The sequence below is a fragment of the Spirosoma migulaei genome (assembly GCF_054776855.1).
The window spans coordinates 134,727-146,197 of the sequence record NZ_BAAHBG010000004.1; the positions used below are offsets into that span (position 1 = coordinate 134,727).

At 45.8% G+C, this 11,471-nt stretch carries 13 protein-coding genes; 3 read left to right on the top strand and 10 right to left on the bottom strand.

From position 1 onward, the window contains the following. Positions 1 to 16: 16 nt before the first annotated feature. Entirely contained in the window at positions 17 to 904 is an 888-nt protein-coding gene (locus tag ACYVGO_RS05165; RefSeq protein ID WP_460968061.1) for a DNA/RNA non-specific endonuclease, read from the top strand. Positions 905 to 1,003: 99 nt separating this feature from the next. Here ACYVGO_RS05165 and ACYVGO_RS05170 read toward each other — a convergent pair whose 3' ends face one another. Next, positions 1,004 to 2,089 (bottom strand): fatty acid desaturase family protein, encoded by a 1,086-nt coding sequence (locus ACYVGO_RS05170; protein WP_142775725.1) that lies wholly within the window; start codon positions 2,087 to 2,089, stop codon positions 1,004 to 1,006. A 149-nt stretch (positions 2,090 to 2,238) separates the two neighbouring features. Continuing rightward, a complete protein-coding gene (gnd, locus tag ACYVGO_RS05175; RefSeq protein WP_142775726.1) occupies positions 2,239 to 3,135 on the bottom strand; it encodes a phosphogluconate dehydrogenase (NAD(+)-dependent, decarboxylating) in 897 nt (298 codons plus the stop codon). A gap of 266 nt (positions 3,136 to 3,401) precedes the next feature. Between gnd and ACYVGO_RS05180 the strand changes: the two genes are divergently transcribed. Next, complete coding sequence (locus tag ACYVGO_RS05180) at positions 3,402 to 4,766, top strand: tetratricopeptide repeat protein (RefSeq protein WP_460968064.1); 1,365 nt, start codon at positions 3,402 to 3,404, stop codon at positions 4,764 to 4,766. A gap of 35 nt (positions 4,767 to 4,801) precedes the next feature. Here ACYVGO_RS05180 and ACYVGO_RS05185 read toward each other — a convergent pair whose 3' ends face one another. The 8 genes from ACYVGO_RS05185 to ACYVGO_RS05220 all read right to left on the bottom strand — a co-directional run bounded on the left by ACYVGO_RS05185 (position 4,802) and on the right by ACYVGO_RS05220 (position 11,042). Next, positions 4,802 to 5,161, bottom strand: coding sequence for a VanZ family protein (locus ACYVGO_RS05185; protein ID WP_460968066.1), 360 nt, complete (start codon positions 5,159 to 5,161; stop codon positions 4,802 to 4,804). Continuing rightward, positions 5,158 to 5,883, bottom strand: a complete 726-nt coding sequence (gene gldF, locus ACYVGO_RS05190; protein ID WP_460968068.1) for a gliding motility-associated ABC transporter permease subunit GldF — start codon at positions 5,881 to 5,883, stop codon at positions 5,158 to 5,160. The genes ACYVGO_RS05185 and gldF overlap by 4 nt, the downstream gene beginning before the upstream one ends. A gap of 133 nt (positions 5,884 to 6,016) precedes the next feature. Next, positions 6,017 to 6,538 (bottom strand): DUF4199 domain-containing protein, encoded by a 522-nt coding sequence (locus ACYVGO_RS05195; RefSeq protein ID WP_142775730.1) that lies wholly within the window; start codon positions 6,536 to 6,538, stop codon positions 6,017 to 6,019. Positions 6,539 to 6,564: 26 nt separating this feature from the next. Beyond that, a complete protein-coding gene (locus ACYVGO_RS05200) occupies positions 6,565 to 7,116 on the bottom strand; it encodes a DUF4199 domain-containing protein (protein ID WP_460968070.1) in 552 nt (183 codons plus the stop codon). After that, positions 7,113 to 8,456, bottom strand: a complete 1,344-nt coding sequence (locus ACYVGO_RS05205; RefSeq protein ID WP_460968072.1) for a dihydroorotase — start codon at positions 8,454 to 8,456, stop codon at positions 7,113 to 7,115. The genes ACYVGO_RS05200 and ACYVGO_RS05205 overlap by 4 nt, the downstream gene beginning before the upstream one ends. A gap of 99 nt (positions 8,457 to 8,555) precedes the next feature. Then, on the bottom strand, positions 8,556 to 8,939 hold the full coding sequence (gcvH, locus tag ACYVGO_RS05210; protein ID WP_142775733.1) for a glycine cleavage system protein GcvH: 384 nt from the start codon (positions 8,937 to 8,939) through the stop codon (positions 8,556 to 8,558). Between the two features lie 111 nt (positions 8,940 to 9,050). Continuing rightward, entirely contained in the window at positions 9,051 to 10,109 is a 1,059-nt protein-coding gene (locus ACYVGO_RS05215; protein WP_142775734.1) for an aldo/keto reductase, read from the bottom strand. A 120-nt stretch (positions 10,110 to 10,229) separates the two neighbouring features. Continuing rightward, on the bottom strand, positions 10,230 to 11,042 hold the full coding sequence (locus ACYVGO_RS05220; protein WP_460968074.1) for an SDR family oxidoreductase: 813 nt from the start codon (positions 11,040 to 11,042) through the stop codon (positions 10,230 to 10,232). A gap of 82 nt (positions 11,043 to 11,124) precedes the next feature. On the opposite strand from ACYVGO_RS05220, the gene ACYVGO_RS05225 reads away from it, so the two are divergent. Further along, positions 11,125 to 11,469: a helix-turn-helix domain-containing protein gene (locus ACYVGO_RS05225; protein WP_460968076.1), complete on the top strand. Its 345-nt coding sequence runs from the start codon at positions 11,125 to 11,127 to the stop codon at positions 11,467 to 11,469. Positions 11,470 to 11,471 lie beyond the last annotated feature (2 nt).

The window sequence follows — 11,471 nt, forward strand, 5'->3', positions numbered from 1 at the left end:
GTAAAGTTCCGTAAGAATGTCAGCAAAATCAATCCAACTTCATCATCCGTTCAAAACTATTATTTTAGCGGTCAGTCTGGGGCTCCTGCTGAACGGTTGTCTGACGGTTCGTCCAACAGTGTCCGCAACACCTACAGTTACGGCTCCTCTCAATCGTGCCAACAACCTTGCTCTCGGCAATCCGAGTGGAGCATCGGCCAGTGATCCCAACAATTACCTCATCAGTCGCCCGCAATACATACTGTCCTATAGTCGTGTCCGGAGCATTGCAAACTGGGTAAGCTGGCACCTAAGCCCATCCTGGAAAGGCGATGCCAAACGAACAACTGAGTTCCGGCCAGACCCTTCATTACCAACGGGTTGGTACGCTGCCCGCCCGTCAGATTATACCAATACCGGCTTCGACCGGGGCCACCTTTGTCCATCCGACGACCGCGATATAACGCCCGAGGATAATGCCGCCACCTTCCTCCTATCCAACATCGTGCCACAAGCGCCAAGGCACAATCGGGAAGTCTGGAAAAGTTTAGAAGACTATGAACGACAACTAATGTCGAACGGTAACGATGTCTATATTATTGCCGGAGTAACTGGTACTGGTGGCACTGGCCAGAATGGTTTTGCAACCACGCTGGCCAATGGGAAACTAACCGTTCCAGCCTCCTTATGGAAAATACTGGTGGTAGTACCTTCCGGTACTGACAACACATTTCAGATCACAGCCAACACCCGGGTGATTGCGGTAAATATTCCTAATAATCAGACGGCTGCCGACAAACCCTGGCGTGCTTACCTAACCAGTATTGATGAGCTCGAAAATCTAACCGGCTACGACTTTCTGTCCAATGTACCAGTTGACATCCAGCAGATTATTGAAAGGCAGATTGACGGAGGGAATAGTTAGGTACGGCAAGCAGTTAAACTTAACACAGAGGCACCAAGAACACAGAGTATTATTTATCACTCTATATTCTCGGTGCCTCTGTGTTTATAAAATGGATGCTTATGCAGCCACAACTGACACTTGTGGCATGGCGGGAACCACAGTCTTCAATGGAATTCGCTGCGTACGCTTTCGAAGTAGGGCAATTGCTTCCTGATCATCAGCAAATGCATTGTTGATATTAACCATATTTCGAGCTAATACATCGTATTTCTTAAACATCAGCAGGAAGAAAACTTGACCAAAATCTATCCCATCGAAAACAACAGCCTGATTTTGAGCATATTTATCTTTAGTTTTCAGAAAAAAGGTTGGGTGTTCGGTCCAGTGCATGGCAGGTCGAACATGATGACTGATATGGTAGCCATCATTCCAGCATTTTTTGTTATACCGCACATTAATGCAGGTAATACTGTTTTTATAAGCATTACCTGGGTCTTCGAAATCCACGAATGAGTGTTGCGTCCAGTTGCCCAGCATAGCAATGAACCGATAGATAAAGAGCGGGAAAATGAATACCAAAAACGTAGCCTTCCAGTTTATGAAGCACAGACCAACACAAACAATGGTGAATATAATCTCACCGGTTAAGGCACGGGTAGCCAATTTCGGGCGATTTTTCTGGCGAAGGTAATTCAGCAGGTTTCGCACGCCAATTGCAAAAAAACGGCCGAAATAAGCCATAAAACTCCAAAAGCTATCTCGCTGATACGTCATCGTGCTGCTATCATCCTCTTCGAGGTTATTTTCAGGATGGTGCATTCCAATATGGTGACTATAGTATGTTTCAGGTGTATGACCAAAAAACGGAGCCAGTATCCAGGGCAGAAACTTATTCATCCAGTCATACTCCGTTTTAAAAAACTGCCGATGGCTCGTACAGTGCAACATCAGTCCAAAAGGGCCTTTAATGCCTAGATTACTAAAGATAAAATGAAGCGCTGCCACTGCCCACCAAGCCCATCCTGTCAAAAAAGGCATAAATAGGAGTACACTGAGTGGAATGAGCGTCAGACAAATGCGGATGGTGAGATAAATAAAGGGTAAGTCGCGTTCGTCTTTAATAAACTGGAGAAAAAAACGATCCAGTCGATTATAATTGCCTACAGTAAAGGTAGGGTCCTGAATAGTGCTCAATAACTTCATGCAACAGGTACGGTGGTTAAGAGATAGTTAAACAAAAAACGGGTCGTTTCAATTATCGTTCATAGCGAAATTGAAACGACCCGAACCTTTGTGTAATACTAACGAAAAAAAACGGAACTGGATTTAAATATTTCTCGTTAGGAGAAAATTTATTTTTTCTCGACGGCATGCCCACCGAATTCATTTCGTAGCGCTGCCACTACTTTCCCGGTAAACGTATCATCCTGTAAAGAACGATAACGAGTCATCAAGGCCAGCGCCATTACGGGTGTTGGCACACCCAGATCAAGAGCTGTTTCAAGCGTCCATTTCCCTTCGCCAGAAGAAAACATTCGACCTTTGATAGCGTCTAATTTTGGGTCTTTACTAAAGGCATGTTCAGTTAACTCCATTAGCCAGCCGCGAATGACCGAGCCATGACTCCACATTTTGGCCACAGCTTCAAAATCAAACGGGAACGGACTTTTTTCCAATACTTCAAACCCCTCAGCAATAGACTGCATCATCCCATATTCGATTCCATTATGGACCATTTTGGTAAAGTGTCCGCTACCTGCCGGACCCGTGTATAAATAACCATCTTCCACAGATATAGCCTGAAACACGCCATGGAGTGGCTCAATAACGTCTGGATCGCCACCTACCATAGTGCAGGCTCCGTGTAATGCGCCACTAATGCCGCCACTAGTTCCACAATCCAGGAAGCCAATGCCTTTTTGTTTTAGATAATCATGCCGTCGAATTGAATCCTTATAGTGAGAGTTACCACCATCAATAATAACATCGCCCGGCTGCATAACAACCAGTAGTTGCTCAATAACCGTATCAATCAGCGGTCCAGCCGGAATCATCAGCCATAGTACGCGCTTCTCCGGCAATGCATTATAAAGTTCTGGCAAGGTATTAGCGCCCTGGGCACCTTCATTCTTAACGCCTTCAACCAGAGTTGGGTTAATATCATAACCAACAACCGTATGGCCATGCTTTACTAAGTTACTGACGAGGTTAAACCCCATTTTGCCTAAGCCAATGAATCCAATATGCATAACAACCAATAGTTTGAGTGGTAAAATTGACGTTTTCCCCTACTCCTTTTCTACAGCTTTTAGCGGTTAATTAACCACCTATTTTCAAAATTGAGCACGTCTTTAGGTATTGTTAAAAGCTAACAAATCTGCCAGCTAAAAGGGCCGTAGATTAATCTAAAATCATAATAGATAACAACATTTTCACCCTACAACACAATTTAGCTACAAATAATAATTATATTTTCCCCCGAATAGTCCCTTGCTAACCTAATCCATTCATAATCATGCAAAAATTGTCCGTAACTGTCCTAATTCTTGTTTTTTGTTTAATAACCCGGCTATCCTCCGCCCAGCAAACAGCTGCCGACTACTTTAACGAAGGTATTCAGAAGAGCAATGCGAAAGATTATCCCGGTGCTTTACAGGCCTTTTCCACAGCTATTATTCTTAACCCTGAAAATGCACCGAGTTACTACAATCGTGCTTTAGCAAAAATTAGTTTAAATGACATTCAGGGTGCTAACCTTGATCTTGACCAATCTCTTGAACTTAACCCTGGCGATGCCAATGCGTATCTTTACCGTGGCTTAAATCGCACTCGGCAGGAAGACTTCCGGGGAGCTATGCAGGATTTTAACCGGGCCATTGAACTCAACCCCACCGATGCCTTATTGTACTACCAGCGAGGGTTGTGCCGATTACAGATCAACTATATTAACAGCGCACTCGCCGACTTCAATAAAGCAGCTACCTTATCCCCGACGGATGTTAATATTCTAACCGCTCGTGGCAATTGCAAAATGCAATTGAACGACTATAAGGGTGCTTTAGCTGACTTTGCGCTTACGCTTGAAAAGGCCCCTAACAAAACGCAGGCATTAGCCGGGCGTGGTTATGCTCGTTTTAAACTGGAAGATTACAAAGGTGCAATGGCCGACTTTAACCGAGCCATCGAACTCAGTAAAGACGAAGCCGAGCTTTATTATCATCGTGGTTTGGTAAAAACCCGACTGGGTGAGTTTGAGAACGCCGTGGCTGATTTTGATAAAACGGTACAGTTAAATCCTACCCACTATAAAGCGCTATTTAGCCGGGGGTTCTGTAAAAGTCGCATAGGCGGTGCCAAACAGGCTATTGCCGATATTGATAAGTCTATTGAAATGGGGACCGTTAGCAATCAGAATAAAGCGTACTACAGCGACTTCATTACGGCCAGTACGTTGTCACTTTTTGGTTCTATCGTTCAGGATCGCTATCGGGTAACGGAATTAGCTGATGATCGCTCGGATGCCTATTTAGTGCGGGGTATTCTTAAAAACTCGAATGGGGAAGGGAAATCGGCTCTACAGGACCTTAATCGAGCAGTTGAGCTAAATCCTACCAACGCTGAAGCCTATTTCATACGGGGAATGGTTCGCTCATCGCTTGGCGATCAGAAAGGATCTCTGATTGATTGCAACAGTACCATCAAATTGAATCCACGTCATGCGGAAGCCTACTATCTGCGTGGTATTATTCGCTATGATTCAGGGGATGAGTCTAATGCCTGCATTGACATGAGCCGGGCGGGTGAATTAGGCTACTCTCAGGCTTATAAGGTAATTGGTGCCAAGTGCAACAGTATACAACGGGCTACGGCTTTAAAATAGAGGACTTTCAGATTCGTAGTGTTATAAACGTAACACTACGAATCTATAGTTTTGTACGTTTTATGAACGGCCCATGCCATAAACACCCCTACAACAGTACCCGCTGCATCGGCTAATAAATCAATCCAATCGGCACTCCGGTTGATGGGCAATACGTACTGTAATACTTCAATAAGCCCCCCGAACAAGACTCCAGCAACCAGCACATAGCTCATCCGAAAACCTGCTAATATCCATAATAGAGCAAAAGGGGCAAATATGACGACGTGCATAAATTTATCATTAAACGTCACCAATTCACCCGGCAAATCAGCATGAGGAGTAAGACAGCCTAGTAGCATGATGATGGTCCAGACAATAGCCAGCCATCGAAATACAGTTGAGGAAATTCTCATAAGGTTGATTTTAGCCGATTGGTCGTCAAAAAGAGAAACAAAACAAGTAAGCTAAGCAAATAAATAACATTCCGACTATCAATCACTCCTCTGCCCAGCGCCCTATACTGTTCATCCAGCGCAAACAATGACAGGTAGTACGATAACCCGCCGAGCAATGATAAACCTGCCAGAGCACCGAGACCAACATACAGTAGAAAGCAGAAAAACGCACCCAGTACAAAGGCCACTACCTGGTTATCATTAAATGATGATGCCCATAGGCCAATAGCGACAAATACACCGGCCAGCAACACCAGTCCAAGGTATGAGCCAAATACGCCGGCGGAGTCGATATTGCCAACTGGTGAACCGAGTTGATAGAGGGAATAATAATAGACTAAAGTAGGCAGGAGCGTGATAACCACAAGCAACCAGCTCGCCAGGAATTTTCCACCTACAATACCCCATCCACTAACAGGTTTGGTGAGTAGCCATTCAAGTGTACCCGAACGCACTTCATCGGCTATGGAACGCATTGTAATGGCAGGTACCAGAAATAACAGTAGATAGGGTGTCAGATTGAAAAACATACCCATATCGTCATACCCATTTTCGAGCAGGCTTGTATCAGGAAACACCCACAGCAACAACCCAACGGCTGTCAGAAACACGCCCATGATTATATAAGCAATGGGCGATGAGAAGAATTGATTGATTTCTTTACGAAAAATGGCCAGCACTTTTTTGTCAGCAGTGAAGTGGGAGTTGGTGGAGTTAGTGAAATGAGTGAAGTTGTAACGTGAGTGTAATAGATGAAGTTGATGATTAACAAACTCCACTTACTTCACGAACTCCACGACTTCACCAATTACCCTATTCAAACGGATTGGTTTTGTTTTTGCGTATGAAAGCGGCTATAACCAGTGAGAAAATAACACCTATCAGAATGGTCATGAAGATACCAACGGCAAATGTTATCCCTGGGCTTTGAAATTTTTGCATCATGTCAACTGCCTGATCAACCTGCTCATCAGACATGTTTCCTTGCTCTTCCATCTGTTCACGAACCTGCTCGGTTAAGCGTTCCTGAAAGCCAGGATCAATAATGTTCGTATAAAAGATCGTGAACAAGGACGATAGGAACCCGGCAATGGCAGATAACAGGGTGCCCAGGCTCATACCATCTCCAAAACTCATATACCCTTCATTGGCAGATCGGTATTCGCGCATGCCCAGGATCAGACCAACAATCAGAATACCATAAATAACGAGACTAAGCCCACGGTTAGTTGCCTGATCGAGTGTATACAGAATGGTTGAGTAGAGAACCAAGGTAATGCCAGTTATAAGCCCCCATTTTAGGGCAACACGGGCGGTAGAAGTCTGGTTATTCATGATCGTGAGGAAATGAGTATAGTGCGTTACTGTAAAACGCTGTAGTCCTGTTTTCGGAAAATAAGCGAAATAATAAGCACAGGCAGCACGGCTAAGGCTGTTTTTTTCGTCAGTTCGTCGGGAAGCAGGACTGACGGCGTCATTTTGATCGTTTTATCCCATTGCTCGGCAAAGGTTTCAGGACCAAACTGGTCTGTAAGCTGTTTCTTACCATCCAGTAATAGCTTCTTCGAGTTAACGATATATTCCGTAAATACACCCGGATCAATTTGAGTCACAAACAGATAAATGAGCCAGCCCGTTACTAAAGCCGCAACCGTATTCAGAACATACCCAATGGTCAGGCCTTCCCACAAATGCAGTCGACCATGACCAATATATTTTCGATAATACCAGACTGTGGCCACCATAACAATGATATGAATGCCGTAATCCAGTACCCGAATATTACCCAGAGCGGGGATACCAATGGCATACAAAGCCAGAAAATACAGAAAGCACAAAACACCCGTCAGCAATCCGGCCAGGAGCGGAATTTTCAACAACGGATGCCCAAAATAATTCAGAATACTTTTCATGTGGTTGGCTTAAATTGGCCATGATGTACGGTTCCGACTACGCGGCCCGTGAATGATTGCCCCAGAAACGGGGAGTTCTTGGATTTTGACAACGTACGCTCATAGCGCCAGGTAGCAGTTGGGTCAAAAAGCGTCAGACTGGCCGACTGTCCTTCGGCAATAGTCACGTCCGGTAGTCGCAGAATGGCTCGGGGGCTACTCGTGAGTTTCGCGATGAGTTGCGACAGCGGTAAGCCCTGATTGTGCGTTACAAGGGCCGAAAAGACCGTTTCCAGCCCAATGATACCAAATTCAGCCTGGTCGAATTCCAGATTTTTACTCTCGGCATCCTGGGGTGAATGATCAGATACAATTGTGTCAATCGTCCCATCAGCTAAGCCTGCCCAAAGGGCAGCCACATCCGTTGATGATCGAAAGGGTGGGTTTACTTTTAAATTCGTATCGAAACCCGATAAGGCCGAGTCATCAAACACTAACTGGTGAACCGCCACATCGCAACTTACAGGCATCCCCTGTGCTTTCGCCTGCCGAATCAGTTCAACCGACCGGGCAGTAGATAGGGTGGAGAAGTGTAATACTGGGTGCAGGGGGCTCGGAGCACGGGCCCCAGCGCCCAGCGAATTTGAAGCTGTTGTTTCACCCTGCTCCATACTCAGGGCACCGAGCACGTAGTCCAGCAATCGTAAATCGCGCTCAACAAGTAGCTCTTCCGCTAAAGCGGGCATTCCCTTGAGGCCAAGCAATGTACTTTGAATCCCTTCATGCATTTGGCCAAATCGAGTCAGTAGCTGCTCTTCGGGCCGATTCATGAGCAAGCCGTTAATCGGTTGCAGATATTGGAGTGTTTTGAGCAGCAGATCAGGATTCTGGAGTGGGTGTGTCCCATCAGAAAACGCAACGGCTCCGGCATGATGCAGGTCCAGCATTTCCGTAAAGTCATCGCCAGCCGCTTTTTTTGTTACAGCCGCAATCACATGAACGTTCACAGGTTGCCCTTCGGCCATTCGTCGGACGTACCCCAGCGTTCCCTTATCGTCTATTACCGGCTGCGTGTTGGGCAACACGGCAATATCGGTAAAACCACCGGCGGCTGCCGCCCTGCATACGCTGGTCAGGTCTTCTTTATGCTCGTAGCCAGGATCTTGTGCCAATACACGCATATCGACCCAACCCGGTGACACATGCAGATTGTCCGACTCAATGATCCTGTAGTCAGAACCAACAGACAAGTTTTGGCCAAGCTGACGAATCAGGCCGTTTTCAACCAGAATATCAACCACCTGCCCATCCAGGGGCGATGCAGTATCAACAACACGGGCAGAACGGATTAGAAATTGCATAGAAAATTTCCCTCTGCGTTTTTGATAAGAGGGCTGCGAGTGAAGTAATTATCTAAAAAAAGGCCCCTTACGGAGCCTTCTACTAGTTTATTCAGTGAATCAGGCACCTACCAATTCCCGGTAGGCATCAGCGGTTAATAACCCATCCTTTGCTCCCGCATCGGCAGGTTTCAGACGAATAATCCAACCTTCGCCATACGGATCGCTATTTAATAATTCAGGGCTTTTCTCAATGGCTGGATTCAGCTCAAGTACTTCACCTTCGATGGGTAAAAACAAGTCTGATACCGTTTTAACAGCCTCAACTGCACCAAAAACTTCCCCCTTTCCGAGTGATTGACCTACCGTATTGACATCAATGAAAATAATATCGCCCAACTCATTCTGCGCGAATTCAGTAATACCAACTACTGCTGTACCATCATCTTCGATCCGAATCCATTCGTGATCCTCCGTATAACTCAGTTCTGCGGGAAAATTCATTTTCAGGGGGTCTTAATTTATACGCACAAAATACGGCAGATGAGACCGGATTTGCAAACAGTAATGCGACTGGAAAGCCGCACTTTAGTTATAAGCAGCTTTCCAGTCGCATTACTTCGCTACCGTCGATTGATTGGGTGAGAAATTATAGGCCCCCAGTCGGTCACTGCTCTGGCGCTGAATCATCCACTGCGGATAGGGTTTCGTGTTAGCACTTACTTCATCGAGCCGGTCGAGTTGCTCGGTCGTCAGGCTTACTTCAACAGCCTTTATATTATCGGCCAGCTGGTCGGTATTTTTAGCGCCGATAATTACACTTGTTACCCCCGGTTTAGCCAATACCCAGGCTAGTGCGATTCGAGCTACCGAAACCCCATGTGCTTCGGCAATGGTCTGCATGACTTCGATAATGTCGTAAGCACGTTCCTGATTAACGGGCGGAAAATCAAAGGCAAGTCGGCGGGAATCGCCGTCGGGTTTGTTATCGCGGGTGTATTTTCCAGATAAAAATCCGCCTGCCAATGGGCTCCAGGGCAAAATACCCATCTGCTGATCCTGCACCATGGGCACGATTTCGTTTTCGAGGTCGCGCCCAGCAATGGAATAGTAATTCTGAGTGGATACAAACTTTGTCCAGCCGTTTTTCTCAGCAATACCATTTGCCTTCATGACCTGCCAGGCTGCCAGATTTGAGCAGCCAATGTAGCGAACTTTGCCACTTCTCACCACATCTTCTAAACCCCGCATGGTTTCTTCCAGAGGTGTTATGGGGTCAAATCCATGAATTTGATACAAGTCAACGTGGTCCATCTGAAGGCGTTTCAGACTACCTTCTATCTGCTGCATGATTTGCAGACGACCTAAACCAACCTGATTTTTACCTTCGCCCATTCGCCCACGCACTTTGGTAGCAATCACAAGCTCATCCCGCGATAAACCGAGCGATTTCAGTGACTGACCCAGCAATCGTTCTGACTCGCCAAATGAATAGACATTGGCCGTATCAATGAAGTTGATTCCATTATCTATTGACGCTTTAACAATGTCGTTGACGGCATTCTGCTGCAGTTCGCCCATAGCTTTCCAGTAGCCGTTGCCACCAAAGGTCATGGTGCCCAGGCAGATTTCGGAGACTAATACACCGGTATTTCCAAGCGGATTATATTTCATACGTTAGTTGATTGGGGTTTGTTAAGTCAACCGAGATAGTAGGTCGATTGTTGATCGGGGTTTCCGGTCTTTGTGTTAATAAATTGTGTTGCAATAGATAAGGTAATAGCCTACACGGCTTTACTCATTAAAAAATCGGTCATCCACTACTTTCCTGAACACTTCGGCACCTACCTGTAAGCGTTGCGCATATAATGCTTTGGCATCCTCACCAGCTACGTACCGTAATTGACTCCTGCCATCGGTAGCCGCTTCATACACGACTTCGGCTATTTGTTCGGCAGTTGAGTAAGTTGCCCGGCGGGCTGGATCTGTAAAGGCAGCCATTACTTTATTGAGTTGGCCAGTATAGGCCTCGTGGGATGTCAGAACAATTGAGCGGCCTGAAAAATCGGTTGTAATACCACCCGGAGAAACCGTTTTGATATCAATACCAAACTTGGACAATTCAAACGACATGCTTTCACTCCAGCCTTCCAAGGCCCATTTTGTAGCATGATATACCGAATTAAACGGAAAGGCAACCAGGCCACCAATCGACGTAGTGCTAATAAACAACCCTGATTTCTTCGCTCTGAAGTGTGGGATAAATGCCTGCGTAACCCGAATAACGCCCAGCAGATTTGTTTCCAGTTGTTTCACAATCTGCTCATCGGTGGTGCCTTCTAAAGGCCCAGCCAGTCCATATCCTGCATTATTGAACACTACATCTACCTCACTCCTGGCGGTCACTTGCCGAGCTGTAGCTTGTATCTGTTCGAGATTAGTAACGTCCAGAGGTAAAAGTTTAATGGACGAAATTTGAGTAAGCACAGTTTCGTTTTCGGGCGTACGCATTGTGGCAATCACGTTCCAACCCTTGTTGGCAAACAAGATGGCTGCCGCTTTACCCAATCCACTCGATGCACCGGTGATAAAAATTGTCTTTGTCATTGTTGAGAATGGTTTCATATTCGTATAGCGAACAAATTGGAGTTAACTCCAGAATTCCCACTAACCAGATTTTTTCAGAAAAATGTATATCCGCGAACTGGCCGACCGAACCGGTATAACACCCGACACAATTCGTTTTTATGAGAAGTTGAATTTACTACAAGGCAATCGCCAAAGTCGTCGGGGACACCGTCAGTATGACGAGTCACACGTGGCGGGATTACTGCAGATTAAGTTTATTAAAGCTATGGGATTCACTCTCAGAGACATACAGGAGAAATTTGTAGACTGGCGAGCGGGTAAACTTACTAATTTTGAAAAACGGGCTATCCTGGCAGCACAACTTCAAAAAATGGACGAAGCAGCTGCCGAAATCGATCAGGTTAGAGCGTATTTGCGAAAAAAGATTGGCTTGTTTCCGGATTGATC